22 protein-coding genes and 1 riboswitch are annotated in these 20192 nt (G+C 65.3%); of the genes, 5 read left to right on the top strand and 17 right to left on the bottom strand.

Annotation, left to right across the window (positions count from 1 at the left end):
• Window positions 1-55: 55 nt before the first annotated feature.
• The 17 genes from hisC to CJU94_RS07050 all read right to left on the bottom strand — a co-directional run bounded on the left by hisC (window position 56) and on the right by CJU94_RS07050 (window position 14609).
• Window positions 56-1126 carry a histidinol-phosphate transaminase gene (gene hisC / locus CJU94_RS07130; protein WP_095418093.1) on the bottom strand — a complete coding sequence of 357 codons (1071 nt, stop codon included), beginning with the start codon at window positions 1124-1126 and terminating at the stop codon, window positions 56-58.
• A 170-nt stretch (window positions 1127-1296) separates the two neighbouring features.
• Window positions 1297-2619: a histidinol dehydrogenase gene (gene hisD, locus CJU94_RS07125; RefSeq protein WP_095418092.1), complete on the bottom strand. Its 1323-nt coding sequence runs from the start codon at window positions 2617-2619 to the stop codon at window positions 1297-1299.
• 53 nt (window positions 2620-2672) lie between these two features.
• Window positions 2673-3371, bottom strand: coding sequence for an ATP phosphoribosyltransferase (gene hisG, locus CJU94_RS07120; protein ID WP_011489996.1), 699 nt, complete (start codon window positions 3369-3371; stop codon window positions 2673-2675).
• Complete coding sequence (gene murA / locus CJU94_RS07115) at window positions 3368-4630, bottom strand: UDP-N-acetylglucosamine 1-carboxyvinyltransferase (RefSeq protein WP_095418091.1); 1263 nt, start codon at window positions 4628-4630, stop codon at window positions 3368-3370. Before murA ends, hisG begins: the two co-directional genes overlap by 4 nt.
• Before the next feature lie 111 nt (window positions 4631-4741).
• Complete coding sequence (locus CJU94_RS07110) at window positions 4742-4981, bottom strand: BolA family protein (RefSeq protein ID WP_006052280.1); 240 nt, start codon at window positions 4979-4981, stop codon at window positions 4742-4744.
• Between the two features lie 15 nt (window positions 4982-4996).
• Window positions 4997-5752 (bottom strand): ABC transporter permease, encoded by a 756-nt coding sequence (locus tag CJU94_RS07105; protein WP_095418090.1) that lies wholly within the window; start codon window positions 5750-5752, stop codon window positions 4997-4999.
• The gene (locus tag CJU94_RS07100) at window positions 5749-6681 is read right to left on the bottom strand and encodes an ABC transporter ATP-binding protein (RefSeq protein WP_095418089.1); all 933 of its coding nucleotides are present in this window, start codon (window positions 6679-6681) and stop codon (window positions 5749-5751) included. Before CJU94_RS07100 ends, CJU94_RS07105 begins: the two co-directional genes overlap by 4 nt.
• 171 nt (window positions 6682-6852) lie before the next feature.
• Window positions 6853-7146, bottom strand: coding sequence for an STAS domain-containing protein (locus CJU94_RS07095; RefSeq protein WP_095418088.1), 294 nt, complete (start codon window positions 7144-7146; stop codon window positions 6853-6855).
• Window positions 7143-7775 carry an MlaC/ttg2D family ABC transporter substrate-binding protein gene (locus CJU94_RS07090; RefSeq protein WP_095418087.1) on the bottom strand — a complete coding sequence of 211 codons (633 nt, stop codon included), beginning with the start codon at window positions 7773-7775 and terminating at the stop codon, window positions 7143-7145. Before CJU94_RS07090 ends, CJU94_RS07095 begins: the two co-directional genes overlap by 4 nt.
• 115 nt (window positions 7776-7890) lie before the next feature.
• Entirely contained in the window at window positions 7891-8934 is a 1044-nt protein-coding gene (locus tag CJU94_RS07085; RefSeq protein ID WP_095418086.1) for an MlaA family lipoprotein, read from the bottom strand.
• A gap of 11 nt (window positions 8935-8945) precedes the next feature.
• Window positions 8946-9485: an outer membrane lipid asymmetry maintenance protein MlaD gene (gene mlaD / locus CJU94_RS07080; protein WP_095420247.1), complete on the bottom strand. Its 540-nt coding sequence runs from the start codon at window positions 9483-9485 to the stop codon at window positions 8946-8948.
• 90 nt (window positions 9486-9575) lie between these two features.
• Window positions 9576-10343 (bottom strand): lipid asymmetry maintenance ABC transporter permease subunit MlaE, encoded by a 768-nt coding sequence (mlaE, locus tag CJU94_RS07075; RefSeq protein ID WP_095418085.1) that lies wholly within the window; start codon window positions 10341-10343, stop codon window positions 9576-9578.
• On the bottom strand, window positions 10340-11161 hold the full coding sequence (locus tag CJU94_RS07070; protein ID WP_095418084.1) for an ABC transporter ATP-binding protein: 822 nt from the start codon (window positions 11159-11161) through the stop codon (window positions 10340-10342). The genes mlaE and CJU94_RS07070 overlap by 4 nt, the downstream gene beginning before the upstream one ends.
• Window positions 11162-11256: 95 nt before the next feature.
• Window positions 11257-12360 carry a thiamine phosphate synthase gene (gene thiE, locus CJU94_RS07065; RefSeq protein WP_095418083.1) on the bottom strand — a complete coding sequence of 368 codons (1104 nt, stop codon included), beginning with the start codon at window positions 12358-12360 and terminating at the stop codon, window positions 11257-11259.
• Window positions 12357-13172 carry a thiazole synthase gene (locus CJU94_RS07060; protein ID WP_095418082.1) on the bottom strand — a complete coding sequence of 272 codons (816 nt, stop codon included), beginning with the start codon at window positions 13170-13172 and terminating at the stop codon, window positions 12357-12359. The genes thiE and CJU94_RS07060 overlap by 4 nt, the downstream gene beginning before the upstream one ends.
• A gap of 42 nt (window positions 13173-13214) precedes the next feature.
• Window positions 13215-13412, bottom strand: coding sequence for a sulfur carrier protein ThiS (gene thiS / locus CJU94_RS07055; protein ID WP_095420246.1), 198 nt, complete (start codon window positions 13410-13412; stop codon window positions 13215-13217).
• Window positions 13413-13478: 66 nt separating this feature from the next.
• A complete protein-coding gene (locus CJU94_RS07050) occupies window positions 13479-14609 on the bottom strand; it encodes an FAD-dependent oxidoreductase (RefSeq protein ID WP_095418081.1) in 1131 nt (376 codons plus the stop codon).
• Between the two features lie 217 nt (window positions 14610-14826).
• Window positions 14827-14950, bottom strand: a riboswitch (TPP riboswitch).
• 375 nt (window positions 14951-15325) lie between these two features.
• Between CJU94_RS07050 and CJU94_RS07045 the strand changes: the two genes are divergently transcribed.
• The 5 genes from CJU94_RS07045 (at window position 15326) to CJU94_RS07025 (ending at window position 20177) form a co-directional block, all read left to right on the top strand.
• The gene (locus CJU94_RS07045) at window positions 15326-17077 is read left to right on the top strand and encodes an ABC transporter ATP-binding protein/permease (RefSeq protein WP_095420245.1); all 1752 of its coding nucleotides are present in this window, start codon (window positions 15326-15328) and stop codon (window positions 17075-17077) included.
• On the top strand, window positions 17074-17874 hold the full coding sequence (locus CJU94_RS07040) for an SDR family NAD(P)-dependent oxidoreductase (RefSeq protein WP_095418080.1): 801 nt from the start codon (window positions 17074-17076) through the stop codon (window positions 17872-17874). The genes CJU94_RS07045 and CJU94_RS07040 overlap by 4 nt, the downstream gene beginning before the upstream one ends.
• Window positions 17875-18169: 295 nt before the next feature.
• A complete protein-coding gene (locus CJU94_RS07035; RefSeq protein ID WP_095418079.1) occupies window positions 18170-18637 on the top strand; it encodes a hypothetical protein in 468 nt (155 codons plus the stop codon).
• Window positions 18638-18705: 68 nt separating this feature from the next.
• Window positions 18706-19347, top strand: coding sequence for a hypothetical protein (locus CJU94_RS07030; protein WP_095418078.1), 642 nt, complete (start codon window positions 18706-18708; stop codon window positions 19345-19347).
• A 92-nt stretch (window positions 19348-19439) separates the two neighbouring features.
• Window positions 19440-20177: a response regulator gene (locus CJU94_RS07025; RefSeq protein WP_095418077.1), complete on the top strand. Its 738-nt coding sequence runs from the start codon at window positions 19440-19442 to the stop codon at window positions 20175-20177.
• The last annotated feature ends 15 nt before the right edge of the window (window positions 20178-20192 follow it).

The following is a 20192-nucleotide window of genomic DNA, read 5'->3' as shown; positions in this document are numbered from 1 at the left end:
CGCGAGTGCTTTCCCGTTGTCGGGAAACGCGCTTGCGCGGCCATTCGGCACGCCTTCAGTGCAATACGAGCTTCAGTGCGGCGAGCAATTGCGCGTTTTCTTCCGGCGAACCGACGGTCAAACGCACGCAATTGGCCAGCAATGGATGCATTTTACTCACGTTTTTGATCAGAACCCGCGCCGCCAGTAGCGTTTCGAACAGGACCGACGCATCCGGCACGCGCACCAGCAGGAAGTTGCCGGCGCTCGGGAACACTTCGGCGCCCGGCAACCCGGCCACTGCGTGCGCGAGTTTCGTCCGTTCTTCACGCAATTGCGCGGCTTGCGAATCGAGCACGTCGACGTGATCGAGCAGAAAATCGGCGGCGGCTTGTGTGAGCACGTTGGTGTTGTACGGAGGCCGCACTTTGTCGAATTCGGTCAGCCAGGCCGGCTTGCCGACCAGATACCCGAGACGGATGCCGGCCAGACCGAGCTTGGACACCGTGCGCATGACTACGACATTGTCGAACGCGTCGGCGCGCGGCAGCCAGCTTTGCTGCGCGAACGGCTGGTAGGCCTCGTCGATCACCACGAGGCTCTTACTGGCCGCGGCGATGATGCGCTCCATGTCGGCGTCGTCGAACAGCGTGCCGGTCGGGTTGTTCGGATAGGCGAGGTAGATGATCGCCGGCTGGTGCTCGGCGATCGCGGCCAGCATCGCTTCGGTGTCGAGCGTGAAGTCCGCTTTCAGCGGCACGCCGACGAACTCGAGATTCGCCAGTTTCGCCGACATCTGATACATCACGAAACCCGGCACAGGCGCGAGCACCTTGGCGCCCGGCTGCGAGCATGCGACCGACACCATGCTGATGATCTCGTCCGAGCCGTTGCCGAGCAGCACGTCGCAGCCGGCCGGCACCTGCATCACACGCTTGATCTTCTCGATCAGCGCATCCGGACGCGGCGCCGGATAGCGGTTCAGCGCGACCCCCGCCAGGTGCTCGCCCAGATGCGCGGCCAGCACCGGCGGCAGCGGGAACGGATTTTCCATCGCGTCGAGCTTGATGTAGCCCGTCGCGTCCGGAACCGGATAGCTCGTCATCGCGAGCACGTCGCGGCGGATGATGTCTTGAGGTGTCGTCATAGGTCGGTGGAGCGGGCCGCGAGGAAACGCCGGCCCGGCGTCGGCGGCATGCGGGCCGCCCCAGCTTGGTCTCTGATGTCGTTATTGAACGTGGAACCGCGCGCAATCCGTCGCCGGCGTTCGCGGGCATCGGTTCGATGCCCGCGGCTTGAGCGTCGGACTCAACGCACTCAGCCGTTTTGCCGCATCCGGTATTCGGCGCTTCGGGCATGCGCCTGCAGGCCTTCGCCGTAAGCGAGTTCGGCGGCGATCTCGCCAAGCGTCTGCGCACCTTCCGCGCTGACCTCGATCACGCTCGAACGCTTGAAGAAATCATAGACGCCCAAGGGAGACGAGAACCGTGCGGTACGAGACGTAGGCAAAACGTGATTTGGCCCCGCGCAGTAGTCGCCGAGGCTTTCGCTGGTGTAGCGGCCGAGGAAGATCGCGCCGGCATGGCGGATCAGCTGGCCCCATTGATGCGGCTCCAGCGCGGAGATTTCGAGGTGCTCCGGGGCGATGTCGTTGGCGATCGCGCAGGCTTCGGCCATGTCGCGCACCTTGACCAGCGCGCCGCGCCCTTCCAGCGACGCGCTGATCACGTCGCGGCGCGGCATGGTGGGCAGCAGTTCGTCGATCGCATCTCTTACCCGGCCGATGAACGCGTCGTCCGGGCACAGCAGGATGGACTGCGCGAGTTCGTCGTGCTCGGCTTGCGAGAACAGGTCCATCGCCACCCAGCGCGGGTCCGTGGTGCCGTCGCACAGCACGAGAATTTCCGACGGCCCGGCGATCATGTCGATGCCGACCGTGCCGAACACCCGGCGCTTGGCCGAGGCGACATACGCGTTGCCCGGACCGCAGATCTTGTCGACCGCGGGAATGGTCGCCGTGCCGTACGCCAGCGCGCCCACCGCCTGGGCGCCGCCGATCGTGAATACGCGATCCACGCCGCCGAGCAACGCGGCCGCGAGCACCAGCGGATTCTTCACGCCGTCCGGCGTCGGCACCACCATGACGATTTCGCGCACGCCGGCCACTCGCGCCGGAATCGCGTTCATCAGCACCGACGACGGATACGCCGCCTTGCCGCCCGGCACGTAGATACCGGCGCGATCGAGCGGCGTAACCTTCTGGCCCAGCACGGTGCCGTCGGCTTCCGTGTACTGCCAGCTATGGCTGCCGCATTCGATCTTCTGCTTCTCGTGGTAGCCGCGCACCCGCGCCGCCGCCGCTTCGAGCGCCGCGCGGCGCTTCGGCTCGAGGCCTTCCAGCGCCGCTTCCAGCTCCGACATCGGCAGCTCGAGCGCGTCGACGCTGTTTGCCTCGACACGGTCGAAGCGGCGCGTGTACTCGAGCACCGCGGCGTCGCCGCGCGCCTTCACGTCGTTCAGAATCTGCGCGACCGAGCGCTCGATTGCTTCGTCTTCGCTCGCCTCGAACGCGAGCACCGCGTGCAGCGACTTCTGGAAGTCGGGAGCGGTGGAATCGAGTTTGCGAATCTTGATAGACATACGGGTATCCGTTTCGGTAAGGCGCGCTTTAGAGCGTGGTCACACTAGCGCGATCAGGCCGTCGTGGAGCCGGCTTTCGACGCGCGTTCGAACGCGTCGAGGATCGGCCGCAATGCGGCGCGCTTGAGCTTGAGCGCCGCCTGGTTCACAACGAGGCGCGACGAAATCTGCATGATCTCCTCCACCTCGACAAGATTGTTGGCGCGCAAGGTGTTGCCCGAGCTCACCAGGTCGACGATCGCATCGGCGAGGCCCACCAGCGGCGCCAGTTCCATCGAACCGTACAGCTTGATCAGGTCGACGTGCACGCCCTTGGCGGCGAAATGCTCACGCGCGGTTTCCACGTACTTGGTCGCCACGCGCAAGCGGGCGCCCTGGCGCACCGCGTTCGCATAATCGAAACCGGCCGCGACCGCGACCGACATGCGGCAACGCGCAATATCCAGGTCGACCGGCTGATACAGGCCGCTGCCGCCGTGCTCGAGCAGCACGTCTTTACCCGCCACGCCGAAGTCGGCCGCGCCGTATTCGACGTAGGTGGGCACGTCGGTGGCGCGCACGATGATCACGCGCAGGTTCGCGTCCGTGGTCGGCAGAATGAGCTTGCGCGAGGTTTCCGGATCTTCGGCCACTTCGATGCCCGCCGCCGCGAGCAGCGGCAGCGTTTCCTCGAAGATACGCCCTTTCGACAACGCCAGCGTGAGCGGTGCGCTCACCGCCGGCGACGACGAAGTCTGCGGCATTGCGCTCATGCCTGGCTCCCCGAGATACGGCGCACCTTCGCGCCGATAGCGGTGAGCTTGATTTCCATCCGGTCGTAACCGCGGTCGAGGTGATAGATCCGGTCGATCAGCGTTTCACCGTCGGCGCGCAAGGCGGCGATTACGAGACTCGCGGACGCGCGCAGGTCCGTCGCCATGACTTTCGCGCCGGAAAGTTGCTCGACGCCGGTCACGAGCGCGGTGTTGCCGTCGATCGTGATGTTCGCGCCGAGCCGGTTCAATTCCTGCACGTGCATGAAGCGGTTTTCGAAAATCGTCTCGACGACCTGCGAGGTGCCGGTCGCGATCGTGTTCAGCGCCATGAACTGCGCCTGCATGTCGGTCGGGAACGCCGGGTATTCGGAGGTGCGGAACGTGACCGCGCTGGGACGCTTGTCCATGCGCACGCGCATCCAGTCTTCGCCTTCTTCGATCGTGACGCCGGCTTCGCGCAGCTTTTCGGTCACCGCTTCGAGAATCAGCGGACGGACCTTGCGCAGCGTGACGTCGCCACCGGCTGCCGCCACCGCGCACAGGAACGTGCCGGCTTCGATCCGGTCAGGAATCACCGTGTGCTTGGCGCCATGCAGCTTGTCGACGCCCTGGATCACGAGACGATCCGTGCCGATGCCTTCGATCTTCGCGCCCATCTCGACCAGCAGATGCGCGAGATCGCCGACTTCCGGCTCACGCGCCGCGTTCTCGATCACGGTCTCGCCTTCGGCGAGCACGGCTGCCATCAGCAGATTTTCGGTGCCGGTCACGGTGATCATGTCGGTGACGATGCGTGCGCCCTTCAGACGCTTCGCGCGCGCTTCGATGAAGCCGTGCTCGATCGTGATCTCCGCGCCCATCGCCTGCAGGCCCTTGATATGCTGATCCACCGGCCGCGCGCCGATCGCGCAGCCACCCGGCAGCGAGACGCGCGCATGACCGAAGCGCGCAACCAGCGGGCCGAGCACGAGAATCGACGCGCGCATGGTCTTGACCATTTCGTACGGCGCGACGAGGTTATCCACCTTCGACGCGTTCAGCGACACACGCCCTTCGCCGCTCTCGATCTGCACGCCCATCTGGCCGAGCAGCTTGAGCATCGTGCGCACGTCCTGCAGGTCGGGCACGTTTTCCAGATGCACCGGCTCCGCGCTGAGCAGACCCGCGCACAGAATCGGCAACGCCGCGTTCTTCGCACCCGAGACGACGACTTCACCCGACAGCGGGTAGCCACCTTCAATGACGAGTTTATCCATGCCTGTCAGTTCCTGATTGACCCGGACTTCGGCCGGGGCTGCTTTGACTGTGTTCGGCGCGCCGCTACCGGCGTCGCGCCCTTCTTGAGTAATTCGCACTAAAGTTCCAGATTACGCGTTCTGCCATTCGGCGGGCGTCAGCGTCTTCATGCTGAGCGCGTGGATTTCTTCGCGCATGCGGTCGCCGAGCGCCGCGTACACGAGTTGATGGCGTTGGATCAGACGCTTGCCTTCGAAGCTCGGCGAAACGATGGTCGCAAAGAAATGCTGGCCGTCGCCTTCGACTTCGAGATGCTGGCAGGCGAGCCCAGCGGCGATGTATTGCTTGACCTGTTCGGGAGTCGGCAACATGAGAGAAGCTCCTGATCAGTGGCGCAGTTTGTAGCCGGAAGCGAGCATGCGCATCGCCACCACGGCCAGCACCACAAAGAAACCGGCGACGATCGCGAGGCTCACGAGCGGATTGACATCCGACATCCCGAAGAAACCGTAGCGAAAGCCGTCGATCATGTAGAAAAAGGGATTGAGCCGCGACACTTCGCGCCACACGGGTGGCAGCGTGTGAGTGGAGTAGAACACGCCCGAGAGAAACGTGAGCGGCATGATCAGAAAATTTTGAAACGCCGCGAGCTGGTCGAATTTGTCGGCCCAGATACCCGCGATCAAGCCCAGCGTGCCGAGAATCGCCGCGCCGAAAATCGCGAACAGAACGATGTAGAGCGGCGCGGTGAAGCTGACCGGCACGAACCAGATCGTCACGATGAACACGCCGAAACCCACGGCGAGGCCGCGCACCACCGCGGCGAGCACATAGGCGCCGAACATCTCGTAGTGCGACAGCGGCGGCAACAGCACGAACACCAGATTGCCGGTGATCTTCGACTGGATCAGCGAGGACGAACTGTTCGCGAAGGCATTTTGCAGCACGCTCATCATCACGAGACCCGGAATCAGGAAACTCGTGTATTCGACACCCGGATAGACCTGCACATGACCGCGCAGAGCGTGGCCGAAAATCGTCAGATACAGGAGCGCGGTGATGACCGGCGCCAGCACCGTCTGGAACGCCACCTTCCAGAACCGCAGGAGCTCCTTGTAAAACAGCGTACGGAAACCGCTCATGCAAGCCCCTCGATCACTTCCGGGCCGTTCATTACCTGAACGAACACATCTTCGAGGTCGGCTTTGCGGACCTCGATTTCTTCGAATGTGCAGCCCGCCGTGCGGCACTGCGCGAGAATCTTTTCGACGTCGTCGTAACTGGCGAGACGCAGCAGATGCTGGCGGCCATTGCCGTTGCCCGCGCCGCTTTCCACTTCGAGCGGACGCAGATCGGCCGGCAACACGCCTTGCGCGAAACGCAAGAACAGTTGCATGCCGGCAAAGCGTTGCAGCAGCGTGCTGGTGCGTTCGAGCGCCACGACCTCACCGCGCCGCAGCATGGCGATGCGGTCGCACAGCGACTCGGCTTCTTCCAGGTAGTGCGTGGTCAGCACGATGGTGTGGCCTTCGCGGTTCAGACGCGAGATGAATTTCCACAGCGTTTGCCGCAATTCGACGTCGACGCCCGCGGTCGGCTCGTCGAGCACGATCACCGGCGGCCGGTGCACCAGCGCCTGCGCGACCAGCACGCGGCGCTTCATACCGCCCGACAGCGCGCGCATGTTGGCGTCGGCTTTGTCGGTAAGGTCGAGATTGGCCATGATCTCGTCGATCCACGCGTCGTTGTTGCGCAGACCGTAGTAGCCGGACTGGATGCGCAAAGTCTCGCGCACCGTGAAAAACGGATCGAACACGAGTTCCTGCGGCACCACGCCGAGCGCGCGGCGCGCGGCGCGGAAATCACTGACCACGTCGTGGCCACGCACCGCGATACTGCCTTCATCGGCGCGCGCGAGCCCGGCGAGGATGCTGATGAGCGTTGTCTTGCCCGCGCCGTTCGGACCGAGCAGTCCGAAGAACTCGCCTTCTTCAACTGTGAGGCTGACGCCCTTGAGCGCCTGCAAGTCCTTGTAGCGCTTCTTGACGTTACGAATTTCTATGGCTGACATTGACTGTGGGCCGCGTGCGTCGCAGCGCCTAAAGGAGCCCTGAGTGGGCGCACAAATGCTGGAAGGAACGGAATTGGGGCCGGTTATAGGCCCCGAAAAACGTTTGATTATAGGGCAAAAATCGGTGGCCCTATCTCAGCCGGGGGGTTTGGAAGTGACGCGCCGGGGGCGTCAATGTCGCGCCGATAAGAGGGTATCGACGCCGTAGGCTTGCGCAAGGCTGGCGAGACCAGCCGGCAGGTTGACGATCTCGAACGCGCCGCCGCGCGCTTGAGCGGCGCGCTGCCACGCAAGGAGGACGGCCAGCGCGGACGAATCGAATTGCGCGAGCGGCGCGCAATCCACGCCGTTCGCGCCCGCCGCGATCCGTTGCAAACCCGCCGCGAGCGCGGCGTTCGCGCTCTCGTGGGTCAGCGTCGCGCCGCTTTCAAAGCGGTTCGCGACGGGGCTCAGCACTTCGCTCACGACTGCTTGCCCGCGGCGAGTTGCTGGTTGCGCTGCGTGAGGAACTGGATCAGTCCGTCCACGCCCTTCTGCTGAATCTGCTCGTTGAACTGCTGCTGATATGCCTGGATCAGCCATGCGCCGAGCACGTTGATGTCATAGACGCGCCAGCCTTGCGGCGTCTTGTAAAGACGGTAGTCCAGTTCGATCGGCGAGCCATTGTTCATCACGACCGAGCGCACCACCGTGTCGGTGTCGTCCGGGTTCATGCGGAACGGCTTGTACTGGATCTGCTGATCGCGCACCTGCGCCAAGGCGCCCGAATATGTACGGATCAGCAGCATCTTGAACTGCTCGACCACCTGGTTTTGCTGCTCCGGCGTGGCCGTGCGCCAGTTGCGGCCCATGGCCAGTTGCGTGGTGCGGCGAAAATCGGTGTACGGCAGGATCTTTTCGTTGACCAGCCGGGTGATATGCGAGATGTCGCCTTGCTGGATCGACTTGTCGGCGCGCACTGCGTCGATCACTTCCTGCGTGACCGTCTTGATCATGCCGTCGGGTGAATTGGCGTCGACCGTTTGTGCTGATGCACCGGCACTGGCAAACGAGAACAGCGCGGCGAACAGCGGAATCAAGAACAATTTTTTCATTTGGAGCCCTGCCTTAAAAAATAGTGCAACCGTTTGAGCCGACATTAGCACGCGAGTTCAGCAGCAATCCATGCGCAAACTGCGAGAGTCGTATCGATCTGTTACGGCCGCACGATCAACGCAATTTGAATGACGGAAAGTTGAAACGCGTAGGCGGCACCAGTTGGCCGGCCGGAATCTGCGTCGTTTCAGGGCCGCCATTCAGGTCCAGCGGCGGCGTTTCGGTGCTGCCCGACGCGGCTTCCGGCGCTGCCGCGGTGCCCGACGCCGCTTGCGGCGGCGTGGCCGCGGCCGCCCCGGAGGCCGGCGCCGGCTTCGCGGCGGCAGCACCCGGCGTGCCCGCCGCGCCGGCCGTACCGGTTACGGCGCCAGCCGGCGCACCGGCCGCGCTGCCGTCGACGTCGTCGTATTTCGGCAGCGGCGCTTCTTCGCCATAGTTCGGTAGCGCCTGCGACTGCTTGTTGTCCGACAACAAGTACTGACGGCGTTGCAGATACGCATTGCGCACGAACGAGTATTTATCCAGTGCGGCGCCTTCCAACACATCGCTCGCGCTCAGCAGATTGGCGCGCGTGTTGACCACGTTCAGGCCGTACAGCGCCCAGCTCAGCCCCGCCGGATCGATATAGCTGAGCGGGTTCACATAATAGTTGCCGATCGAGCCGACCGCATCGCGCACGGTGCTCGGCCCGAACAGCGGCAGCACGAGGTACGGGCCCGCCGGCACGCCATAGTGACCGAGCGTCAGGCCGAGGTCGTTGTCGTGCTTGGGCAGCTTGGCGAGCGTTGCCACGTCGAACAGACCGCCGACACCGAACACCGTGTTGATCACGATCCGCATGATGTCTTCGACACCGTCGGTGATCTTCAACTGCAGCAGGTTGTTCGCCGCAATGTAGACGTCGCCGATGTTCGAAAAGAAATTCGTCACGCTGTCGCGCACCGGCTGCGGAGTCGCCCACACGTAGCCCTTCGCGACCGGCTTGAGCGCGTACTGGTCGATCTTGTCGTTGACGGTGAACATCGTGCGGTTCAAACCTTCGAGCGGATCGCCCTTGGTCGGCGTCTGCACGGTCGTACAGCCGGCGAGCAGCATGGCGACGACCGCCAGCTTACCGAGCGGGAAAGCGCGTGCGGTCTTGATGCGCGTGGTCTGCATTCTTGTTCTCCTTATTGAGCCGCCGCGCCGGAGGCGGGCAGGCTCGGCGCCGCGGGCGCGGGTGTGCTCGCAACCGCGCCCGGCTTGGACGCACCCGAATCGGCAGCCTTGCTATACAGAAACTGTCCGATGAGGTTTTCCAGCACGATCGCCGACTGCGTCATGGAGATGGTGTCGCCCGCTTTGAGCATCTCGCTGTCGCCGCCCGGTTCGAGCCCGATGTACTGTTCACCCAGCAGACCCGAGGTCAGAATCTTCGCCGACGTGTCTTTCGGAAACTGGTATTGCTTGTCCAGATCGATCGTGACGACGGCCTGGTACGCGTTGCTGTCGAAGCCGATCGACCCGACGCGACCGACCGTCACACCCGCGCTCTTCACGGGCGCGCGCGCCTTCAGTCCGCCGATATTGTCGAACTTGAGCTTGACCGGATACGTTGCCTGGAACGACAACGAGCTCATGTTGCCGGCCTTCAGCGCGAGAAACAGCAACGCCACGAAACCCAACACCACGAACAGGCCGACCCAGAAGTCGAGAGCAGTCTTTTTCATCGTCATCCCAAAGTGAATCCGCCACGCCGTCGACACTTCCGCCGCGCGCGTCGAATGACGCGCCGCCGGCGAAAAAAGTGTGGCGCGGACTTAGCTGAACATCAGTGCGGTCAGCAGAAAATCGAGCCCGAGCACCGCAAGCGACGCGTACACGACAGTCTTGGTCGTGGCGCGCGACACGCCTTCCGGCGTCGGCTTGGCTTCATAGCCCTGAAACAGCGCAACGAACGTCACCGCAAGGCCGAACACCACGCTCTTGACGACCCCCGCGCCGACATCGCGCCAGACATCGACGCCGCCTTGCATCTGCGACCAGAACGCGCCGGCGTCGACGCCGATCAGCAGCACGCCGACCACGTAGCCGCCGAGCACGCCGACCGCGCTGAAAATCGCCGCGAGGATCGGCATCGAAATAATGCCGGCCCACAGGCGCGGTGCGACCACGACCTTCACCGGGTCCACCGCCATCATTTCCATCGCGGTCAATTGCTCGCCCGCTTTCATCAAGCCGATCTCTGCCGTGAGCGACGTGCCGGCGCGCCCGGCGAACAGCAGCGCCGTGATCACCGGGCCGAGTTCGCGCACGAGCGACAGCGCCACCAGCAACCCGAGCGCCTGCTCCGAGCCGTACCGGTTCAGCGTGTAATAGCCCTGAAGGCCGAGCACGAAGCCGACGAACAGGCCCGACACGGCAATGATCACCAGCGAATAGTTACCCACGAAGTGGATCTGCTTCGTGACAAGACGCGGACGGCGCAGCAACGGGAAAAATTCGAGCACCAGCCGCAAGAAAAAGCGCGTGGCATAGCCGGCCGTGCCCAGCCCGTCGAGCACCGAGCGGCCGATCGCACTGATCATGACTGACCTCCGCCGATGCCGAAGTCCGCCGCGAGCGGCGTCTTGCCGGGGTAGTGAAATTTGAAGGGACCGTCCGGCGCGCCGTCGATGAACTGGCGCACCGTGGGGTCGGTCGACTCCCGCAATTCGGCGGGCGTGCCTTCGGCATGGACTCCGCCATTGGCGAGGAAGTAGACGTAATCCGCAATCGCGAACGATTCCGGCACGTCGTGCGTGACGAGGATCGAGGTGGCGCCGAGCGCCTGATTCAGCGCGCGAATCAGGTTCGCGGTGATGCCGAGCGAGATCGGATCGAGACCGGCGAACGGCTCGTCGTACATCATCAGTTCGGGATCGAGCGCGATGGCGCGCGCGAGCGCCACGCGCCGCGCCATGCCGCCGGAGATCTCCGACGGCAGCAGGTCGCGAGCGCCGCGCAAGCCGACCGCGTTGAGCTTCATCAGCACGAGGTCGCGGATCAGTTGTTCGGGAAGGTCGGTATGCTCACGCAGCGCGAAGGCGACGTTTTCGAACACGGACATATCGGTGAAAAGCGCGCCAAACTGGAACAGCATGCCCATTTTGCGGCGCAGCGCGTAGAGGCCGTCGCGCGTTTGCCGGCCGACGTCCTGGCCGTCGAACAGAATCTCGCCGCGCTGCGCGCGCACGAGACCGCCGATCAGGCGCAGCACCGTGGTCTTGCCACAGCCCGAGCCGCCCATGACCGCGACCACCTGGCCGCGCTTGAAGCGCAGATTCAGGTTCGACAGAACGAGCCGGTCGCCGTAACCGAAGTCGACGTCGCGCAGCTCGAGTAAGGTCTCGGGTGAGGAAGACACGAAACTGACAGTCCTTTTACACGGAAGGCCGAATTATAGGGCCATCGTGCAAAAGTTGCCCTGAGCGCGCCCTGTCCCTTAATCAATCATGACGATTATTGCGTAAACGCTTGTTGCAGTGCAGAAAGGGCCGCGGCCGGATCCGCCGCTTCCGTCACCGCCCGCACCACGGCCGCGCAGCCGACGCCCGTCGCCAGCACGTCGGGCAGCACCTGCAGGTCGATCCCGCCGATCGCCACCAGCGGCACGACGCCGTCGAGCAGCCGCACGTAGCGGGCGAGGCGCCGCAGGCCCTGCGGCTCGGTCGGCATGACCTTGGTGGTGGTCGGAAACACCGCGCCCAGTGCAATGTAACTTGGCCGGAAATGCAGCGCCTTCAGAATCTCGTAGAAACCGTGAGTCGACAGGCCGAGCCGCACGCCTGCGGCCGCGAGCGCGGCGAGGTCCGCCGTATGCACGTCTTCCTGCCCGAGGTGGACGCCGTACGCGCCGGCTTCGAGCGCGGCCTGCCAATGGTCGTTGATGAACACCTGAGCGTCGTACTCACGGCCGACGGCCACGCAGCGGGCGATTTCGCGCTTCAGTTCGGCGGCGGGTTCGGCCGATTTGCGGCGCAGCTGCACGGTCTTCACGCCGAAGCCCACCACCCGTTCGACCCATTCCGCGCTCGGCAGCACCGGATACAGGCCCAGCTGCTCGGGGCAGCGCGCGAATGCCTGCGACGGCGCCTCGGGCAAGCCGGCAAGACGCGGGAAGTGGCTGATGTCGGCGGGAAAAGCGTCGTCGGCCCGGGTTTCGTCGCCGTCGCGCCAGGCGAGCGCCAGCACCAGCGCGTCATGCGGATCGAAGCCGCAGTCGAGGAACGCCGCCAGCGCGGCAACCCAATCTTCCGCCAGATGACCTTCCAGGCGGTATTTGTCGCCGCCCAGATGCAGCGTGGCCTTGTCCTCGGCGGCTTCGATCACGCCGGCGCCGCGCACCAGCCAGCGCGCCATCTGCTCGCCGTGCTGCTGCGCGTCGGCGATCAGGATCAGGTCGCCGCCGTTCGGTTCGTCCGGCGCGGTCAGGCAGATGCGCCATGGCGCGTGCGTCGGCGGCCAGTCGCCCAGCCGGGCGCGGATGCGCTCGGCGGCTTCGGTGAGTTCGTCGGCGGGCGGCCAGAAGAGGTCGCGGTCTTTCAATGTCAAACTCTTCGTCATGCGGCGCTCCCGTCTTGATGCCAGAACGGCATGCCAACCACCGGCGTGCTCGCGTGCGCGCTTTCGCGCTCGGCCATCGGTCCCGCCAGAAAGGCCTGGCGACCCGCTTCGACACCCAGCGCGAAGGCGCGCGCCATCGCGTCGGGGTGCGTGGCCTGCGAGACGGCCGTGTTCAGCAGCACGCCGTCGAAACCCCATTCCATCACCTGCGCCGCATGCGACGGCACGCCGAGTCCGGCGTCGACGATCAGCGGCACGTCCGGCAACCGCTCCCGCAGCACGCGCAAGCCGTATGGATTGATCACGCCCTTGCCGGTGCCGATCGGCGCACCCCACGGCATCAGCGCTTCACAGCCGGCGTCCAGCAGACGGCGGCCGATCACGAGGTCCTCCGTGCAATAAGGCAGCACCTTGAAGCCGTCCTTGATCAGTTGCGCGGCCGCTTCGATCAGGCCGACCGGGTCGGGCTGCAGCGTGTAGTCGTCGCCGATCAGTTCGAGCTTGATCCACTCGGTTTCAAAGATTTCGCGCGCCATATGCGCGGTCGTGACCGCCTCGCCGACGGTCAGGCAGCCGGCCGTGTTCGGCAAGAGCGGCACGCCGTGGCGCTTGAGCAGGTCGAAGAAGCTGGCTTGCGCGCCGCCTTCGTTCATCTGCCGGCGCAGCGCGACGGTCACCATGCCGGGCCGCGCCGCGTCGATGGAATCGGACAGCGATTGCAGCGACGGATAGCGCGAGGTGCCGAGCAGCACACGGCTTGCGAAGGTCTGGCCGTACAGCGTAAGTGCGTCGGCGGTCTGGGGGGAGGTCATCTGCATCATCCTTTGGGTCTGCGGCAAGACGTGGCGAGAGGCTCAGCCGCCGGCCACGGGTTGCACGACGTCGAGCTTGTCGCCCGCCTGCAGCGCGCGCGCCGCATGCTGGGCGCGCGCCACGAAATCGCCGTTCAGCGCGACCGCGAACGGCGGACGGGCGCCGTACGCGGCGAGCGCGTCGGCAACGGTCGCGCCTTCGGGCAGCGACAACGGCTTCTGATTGATATGAATGTCCATGGTGTTCGAATACGGTTCAATCGATGGCGAAAGCGGCGTGGCCTGCAGCGACAGTTCGCGCAACGCTCATGCCGGCTCCCGCGCGGAGTCCAGTTGAAAGAGCTCGCTCCAGCGCGCGGCGCGCTGCCAGTCGGCGAAGGCATCGGCGTCGCCGATGCGGCCGTCGAGCAGCGCCGCGGCGAAGCGCACGGCCTCGTCGGCGACTTCGGGCACGATCATGTAGCCGTGCCGGTACAGGCCGTTCACGCGCAGCGTCTGCGCGCCGTCCCACAGCAAGGCCGGACGGTGGTCCGGCAACGTTGGGCGGCACTGCGAATTCAGTTCGAGGATGCGTGCCTCGCCGAAGCCGGGGTGCACGGAAAACGCCGCGCTCAACAGTTCGAGCGCCGAGCGCACGCTCACCGGCGACATGTCCTCGCCTTCCACCTCGGTCGCGCCGATCACGTAGAGGTCGTCCTGCTTCGGCGCGATATAGAGCGGATAGCGCGGATGCAGCAGCCGCACCGGACGCGTCAGCCCGATGCCGGGCGCATGCACGCGCGCCACTTCGCCGCGAATGCCGCGCAGCGTGGGCAGCGCGGGCTTCGCGCCGAGGCCGCGGCAGTCGATCGTGATATGGGCGGGCGGCAGCGCGGCGTCGTCGACCGGCGTATTCCAGTGCGTTTCGACACCGCGTTGAACAAGGCCCGCGGCCAGCGCGCCCAGCACCTGCCGGTTATCGAGCTGGCCTTCGCGCGGCAACAGCCAGCCCTGATTGAAACGTCCCGCCAGGGCGGGCTCGGCAGCGCCGAGTTGCGCGCCCGCCAGCGTGACGAAGCCGCCGTCCAGCAATTCCGCCGGGGCATTCGAGCGCACCCGGCGCTCGAACAGCGGCGCTTCGGTGCGGTCGGCGTGATGCCAGACGACGAGCGTGCCATTGCGTTGAAAGAACACTGGCTCGGGCAGTTCGGCCAGCACTTGCGGCCAGGTATCCAGCGAACTCGCGCCGAGGCGCGTGATCAGCATTTCGGCGCTGGCCGCTTCCGCGAGCGGCGCCAGCATGGCTGCGGCAACCCACGCGGCGGCCTGCGAACCGGCGGCATCGCCACGCTCATAAAGCGCCACGCGATGTCCCTGGCCGGCGAGCCGCCACGCGACGAGGCGCCCACACAGGCCGCCGCCGAGGACAGCGAAATCGGGTTGCGCAGAACGCGTCATTGTGCGCACTCCGTTTCAGAACGGCGAGCAAAGCCGAAGCGGCACGGCGCGCCGGCGGCGTGACGAAGAGCAAAACACATATCTGAAGAATAGGCGGTCATCGAGTCCTTTCCGTACGGCCAACAAAACGCACGTACCCAGGACGAAACCGGCGGGTGAGGCCGGCCGGGCAATGCGCGTTCCAACGACTAACGCCGCCCGGCGGGGAATGGAAGACTGGCTGCTTCCGGAAACTTCCCGCGCCGGTATTACCCGGATCGGGTGCAAAGGGTCTCTCTCAGCCTCGCCGCCGCGGCATGAAAATCACGCCGCCAGTGCGCGAAGCACCCCTGTTTCGTCGAAGTCCATTAGACCATAAAAGACGCGGCCCCCGCAAACCAGCGCCCCGCCGCACGCGGTTTGATCCGACACCATCTTTTGCTTTATCAATACGGCCGAACGCAGTGCTCTGGCACAATGCCAGCACAGGATGCCGCACGAACGCGGCGCGGGCGGCCCGCCGGCCCGCCATGTTCGCAGCGGCACCGGCGCAGGGCCTCGCGGCGCAAATTAATTTCCGCTTAAGGGCTGCGCGCCAGAATCGGACGCTCACCCGGGCCTGCGTTAGTCGAGCACGACGCCCGGGCATGTACCGCAAACCCGCCGCAGGGCAGCCCGCAGACGGCGCTGCCCCGTTGGGTCAGCCCCGAATGGGCCAGCACTACTTCAGGATGCTCATGACACCGAATACCTCTGCCAGCCCCGTGCTGCCGCCCGACGAAAAAGTCTCCGCCTGGAGCCTGATCAAACCCTACTGGGTCTCCGAAGAACGAAACACGGCATGGGGCCTGCTCGTCGCGATCATCGTGATGAATCTGCTCGTGGTGTGGATCAACGTGAGGCTGAACCGCTGGAGCGCCGACTTCTACAACGCGCTGCAAACCAAGAACGTGCACGACTTCCCGCACCTGCTGATGGTGTTCTCGGGGCTCGCGTTCGGTTTCATCATCCTCGCGGTGTACGGCCGTTACCTGCGCCAGATGCTCGGCTTCCGCTGGCGCCAGTGGCTGACCACGCGCTACCTGAACGAGTGGCTGAAAGACAGCGCGTTCTACCGGATCGAGCGCGACCGCCTCGCCGACAACCCCGACCAGCGGATCAGCGACGACCTGCAATCGTTCGCCACGAGCACCCTTTCGCTAACGCTCGACCTGTTGTCCACGGTGGTCACGCTGGTGTCGTTCATCACGATCCTGTGGTCGCTCGCCGGCGCGCTGACCATTTCGCTCGGCGGCATGCCGATCGAGATTCCCGGCTACATGGTGTGGGCCGCGGCGCTTTACGCGGTGGTCGGTTCGCTGATCATCCAGAAGGTCGGCCATCCGCTCGTGCCGATCAACTACCAGGCGCAGAAAGTCGAGGCGGATTTCCGTTTCGGCCTGATCCGTCTGCGAGAAAACGCCGAGCAGATCGCCTTCTACAACGGCATGGACACCGAGAAGAAGAACGCGCACTCGCTGTTCGGCCGCATCCGCGACAACTGGTGGCAGGTGATGAAGTACACCAAGCGCCTCACGTTCGTACTGAGCTTCTACGGCCAGATCGCGATCATCTTTCCGCTGGTGGTCGCCGCGCCCCGCTACTTTGCCGGCGCCTTCACGTTCGGCGTGCTGATGCAGATTTCCAGCGCGTTCGGCACCGTCAGCGATTCGTTCTCGTGGTTCATCAACAGTTACGGCACCCTGGTCGAATGGCGCGCCACCGTGAACCGGTTGCGTGAATTCAAGCGCGTCGTGCACGCGCCGCACCTGAAGGAATCGGTTTCGCCGGCTACCGCGCATGGCGGCATCAATCTGCATTTCGTCGACGAAGACAAGCTCTCCACCGACGGTCTCAAACTCGCGCTGCCCAACGGCAACCCGCTGTCGCGCATTCGCGACGTCGCGATCCGGCCAGGCTCGCGCTGGCTGGTGCGCGGCCCGTCGGGTTCGGGCAAGAGCACGCTGATGCGCGCCCTCGCCGGTTTGTGGCCGTTCGGCGACGGCTCGATCGACGCCCCGGTCAACGCGCGCATGATGTTCATCCCGCAGGTGAGCTATATGCCGATCGGCCCCCTCAAGGCGGCGCTCACCTACCCCTCCGCCGCGGATACCTATACCGACGAGGAATGCCGCGAAGCGCTCGTGGTCTGCCATCTGTCGGAATACGCCGACCGCCTGCAGGAATCGGGGCACTGGACCCGCATTCTGTCGCCGGGCGAGCAGCAGCGCCTCGCCGCCGCGCGCGTGCTGTTGCACAAGCCTGACTATCTGTTCCTCGACGAAGCGACCAGCGCGCTCGACGCGGAAAACGAGGCGCGCCTCTATCGCCTGTTCACGGAACGGCTACCGAAGGCGGCGATTGTGAGTGTCGCGCATCGCGAGTCGCTGGCTGCGTTCCATGACGAAACGCTCGATGTCGAGCGCTCGGACGAAGCGATCGCAGCATGAGCGACGTCGGCGACCTGGCCGCGCTGCGCAGCGGCGGATTCGAGCGTGTCGTGCTGATCACCGGCGCCGGCTCCGGCATTGGCGCCGCGTTGGCCCGGCGCATCGCCGCACCGCGCTCGGCCTTGATGTTGCACGCGCGCGGCGCCGATCACGAAGCGCGTCAACGACTCGCGCAAGTCGCCGCCGACTGCAGCGCGAACGGCGCACGCTGCGCCACGGTGTACGGCGATCTCGCCGAACGCGGCGCCGCGGAGCACGTGATCCATCAAACGCTGGCGAGCTTCGGCGCACTCGATCAACTGGTCGCCAACGCCGGGCACGCGCAGCGCCAAACGCTGAACGCGCTCGAGCCCGATGCGTTGGGCGCGGCCTTCGCGGCCATGCCGGCAGCGTTCGCCGCGCTCGTCAAACGCGCGACGCCCGCGCTGGAGACGTCCAGGCGCGGCCGCGTGGTCGCGCTCAGTTCGTTCGTCGCGCACCGCTACCGCGCGGATGCGCCGTTCGCCGCGACGGCGGCCGCGAAAGCGGCGCTCGAATCGCTGGCGAAAACCGCCGCCGCGGAACTTGCGCCGCACGGCGTGACGGTCAATTGCGTGGCGCCCGGCTATACGCGTAAAGATCGCGGCCCCAGTGCCGATAATGCATCGGTCTGGACCCGCGCCGCCGAAGCGACGCCGCTCGGCCATGTCGCCGAACCCGCGGATATCGCCGCGCTCATCGCGTTCCTGCTTTCCGACGAGGCGCGTTACATCACCGGCCAGGTGATCCACGTCGACGGCGGCCTCACGCTCGGCTGAGCCGCACACGACACTCGCGACGCAAGCGGAACGAGTGACATCTGCGGCTCCGCGTCGATACCTCGGCCGCAACGCCGCGCCCGCAACCAAGCCGACATGCGGCGCGCCAGCCGCCAACCCCCGGCGGCGCCAGGCAAGACCTGGCAACATCCCGAAACACGCGAGAAGAGTTCGGAAGCATTTGCGAAGCGGGCAGGCTGTTCCGCGCTTTGAAAATGACCTCCGGCGGCGACGATAGTCGTGCGGGCCGTGCCACGTCCCGCCCCACGTCATTCACCGCTACTGGATTCCCGACATGTCATTCGATCGCCGCTCCCATCCTTTGACCCAGCGTCTCGCGCTTGCTTTGGGCGCGCTGCTTGTCGCGAGCGCCGCACACGCGGCCCAAGCGAACCAGGCCAACCTCGCTAACGAGCCCGCCGACGTTTGCCCCGCGCTCAAACACATCGTCGATGCCACCGATTTCCGGCAGTTGCCGACCCAAAGCGCCGCGCAATTGCCGGGCACGGAAAGCGCCGACGACTGCCGCGCCAACTCGCATGCGTACGATTGCCACTGGCGCGCGCACTGGCAAGCCGACGGTGTCGTCTCCGATCCGCTCGAAGAATTCGGCGCCGATATCGCCGCCTGTTTCCCGAACGTCGTGCACGACATCAATACACCGACGCGCCAGCATTTCATCGTGACCACCGCCGCGCGGCGCGTCAGTGTCACCGCAAGCGTGCAAGGGCAGAACGAATTGCGCCTGCGCGTCACGCGCTGAGCGTGGACCCGATCGCCGTCGTTCGCTGTCATTTACGGAATTCACCGACCGCCGCCAGGCAGCGCCTCATGACCTTCATGCCGAGCATACCCGCCGACGCCGTCACGCGAGTCCCACGGGCCGCGTGGGTGAGGATGCGGCGGCCGTGCGCGTGGCTCGCCGTCTCCGCCACGCTGGCGGTCGGCCTGAACGGCTGCGCATGGACGCTGATTCAGGCCGCCGACGCCACCGGTTCGGTGATTCAGGCGGGCTACGCGATCGCGGCAAACTACTCGTCGCCGACGTTCGTCAACGGCCGCCCGGCGGACGTGCGCCACGTCTGCGTCGAAGTGAATCAGAACGTGTCGGTCGGCGATTTCGTGCCGGCGCTGCAGCTCGCGCTCGAGCGGCGCGGGATTCGTTCGGACGTCTACAATCCGGGCACCTCGCCCGCCGGTTGCGAGGCGCGCCTCGTCTACAACGCCGCGATCGATTACGGACGCCGCTCGTTCAGTGACGAGACGATCCAGTATCTGTCGATCATCGATCTGACGCTGATTCAGAACGGCCGGATTCTCGTCACGGCCCGCTATCAGACCGGCGGCCTGAACACCGACCGCTTCTCTTCGGCATCGACCAAACTCAATGGCCTGGTCCAGCGAATGGTCGTGGATCGATCCGACCTCGCGCGCGAGCGGCCGCAGACCATTCAGACTTCGCAGGCGAACTAGGCGCGCGGACCGCTTGCTTTCTCTTACACGGGAAAGGGTTCGAAAGCCTGACGCGCTTTGCTCGGCTCATGTGGTTCTCTAAGATGACCTGAATGAACCCATCCATTCTGGTCGTCGACGACGACCCAGTCGTGCGCGAGCTCGTCGGCAGCTATCTGCAAGGGCGCGGCTTCAAGGTTGACATGCTCGAACACGGCCTCGCGCTGCAGCGAAAACTGCAGGACGACCGGCCCGCCTTGATCGTGCTCGACATCATGATGCCGCAGCTCGACGGCATCAGCGCGTTGCGCGCCTTGCGCGTAGCCGGCGACGACATTCCCGTGATTCTGCTGACCGCGCGCGCCGATCCGATCGACCGTGTGATCGGCCTCGAACTCGGCGCGGACGACTATCTCGGCAAACCCTTCGAACCGAGCGAACTGGTCGCGCGGATTCGCACCGTGCTGCGCCGTCGCGGCGCGATTGCACCGAGCGCGCCGGAGCAGCGCGCACCGTATCGCTTCGGCCGTTTCGAAGTGAATTTCCCGGCGCGCGAATTGCGCCGCGAAGGCGAGCGCATTGCATTGCGTTCGAGCGAATTCGCCATGCTCAAGATATTCGTCACCCACGCGATGACCGTGCTCACGCGCGCGCAGTTGCTGGAGAAACTGCACGGCCACAGCGACATGCATCGCAATCGCAGCCTGGATGTCTCGATCTGGCGTTTGCGCCGGCTGATCGAAGTCGATCCGTCCGAGCCGCGCTACGTGCAAACCGTGTGGGGACGCGGCTACGTGTTCGTGCCGGACGGTGAAATCGGCGCGGCCGAACGCGCCGCGCCGCCTGCCTGACGTGGGACGCGAGGT

Source organism: Paraburkholderia aromaticivorans, assembly GCF_002278075.1.
Lineage (GTDB): Bacteria > Pseudomonadota > Gammaproteobacteria > Burkholderiales > Burkholderiaceae > Paraburkholderia > Paraburkholderia aromaticivorans.
Note: the sequence above shows the minus strand (reverse complement) of the source record. Positions and strands in the feature narration are given on the sequence as shown.

Coding starts and splice junctions, on each gene's coding strand:
- hisD (WP_095418092.1), bottom strand. CDS start 2,619: ATGTCTATCAAGATTCGCAAACTCGATTCCACCGCTCCCGACTTCCAG.
- CJU94_RS07110 (WP_006052280.1), bottom strand. CDS start 4,981: ATGTTGCCGACTCCCGAACAGGTCAAGCAATACATCGCCGCTGGGCTC.
- CJU94_RS07040 (WP_095418080.1), top strand. CDS start 17,074: ATGAGCGACGTCGGCGACCTGGCCGCGCTGCGCAGCGGCGGATTCGAG.
- thiS (WP_095420246.1), bottom strand. CDS start 13,412: ATGGACATTCATATCAATCAGAAGCCGTTGTCGCTGCCCGAAGGCGCG.
- thiE (WP_095418083.1), bottom strand. CDS start 12,360: ATGACGAAGAGTTTGACATTGAAAGACCGCGACCTCTTCTGGCCGCCC.
- CJU94_RS07060 (WP_095418082.1), bottom strand. CDS start 13,172: ATGACCTCCCCCCAGACCGCCGACGCACTTACGCTGTACGGCCAGACC.
- CJU94_RS07030 (WP_095418078.1), top strand. CDS start 18,706: ATGACCTTCATGCCGAGCATACCCGCCGACGCCGTCACGCGAGTCCCA.
- hisG (WP_011489996.1), bottom strand. CDS start 3,371: ATGAGCGCAATGCCGCAGACTTCGTCGTCGCCGGCGGTGAGCGCACCG.
- murA (WP_095418091.1), bottom strand. CDS start 4,630: ATGGATAAACTCGTCATTGAAGGTGGCTACCCGCTGTCGGGTGAAGTC.
- hisC (WP_095418093.1), bottom strand. CDS start 1,126: ATGACGACACCTCAAGACATCATCCGCCGCGACGTGCTCGCGATGACG.
- CJU94_RS07090 (WP_095418087.1), bottom strand. CDS start 7,775: ATGAAAAAATTGTTCTTGATTCCGCTGTTCGCCGCGCTGTTCTCGTTT.
- mlaE (WP_095418085.1), bottom strand. CDS start 10,343: ATGATCAGTGCGATCGGCCGCTCGGTGCTCGACGGGCTGGGCACGGCC.
- CJU94_RS07050 (WP_095418081.1), bottom strand. CDS start 14,609: ATGACGCGTTCTGCGCAACCCGATTTCGCTGTCCTCGGCGGCGGCCTG.
- CJU94_RS07035 (WP_095418079.1), top strand. CDS start 18,170: ATGTCATTCGATCGCCGCTCCCATCCTTTGACCCAGCGTCTCGCGCTT.
- CJU94_RS07045 (WP_095420245.1), top strand. CDS start 15,326: ATGACACCGAATACCTCTGCCAGCCCCGTGCTGCCGCCCGACGAAAAA.
- CJU94_RS07105 (WP_095418090.1), bottom strand. CDS start 5,752: ATGAGCGGTTTCCGTACGCTGTTTTACAAGGAGCTCCTGCGGTTCTGG.
- CJU94_RS07085 (WP_095418086.1), bottom strand. CDS start 8,934: ATGCAGACCACGCGCATCAAGACCGCACGCGCTTTCCCGCTCGGTAAG.
- mlaD (WP_095420247.1), bottom strand. CDS start 9,485: ATGAAAAAGACTGCTCTCGACTTCTGGGTCGGCCTGTTCGTGGTGTTG.
- CJU94_RS07025 (WP_095418077.1), top strand. CDS start 19,440: ATGAACCCATCCATTCTGGTCGTCGACGACGACCCAGTCGTGCGCGAG.
- CJU94_RS07100 (WP_095418089.1), bottom strand. CDS start 6,681: ATGTCAGCCATAGAAATTCGTAACGTCAAGAAGCGCTACAAGGACTTG.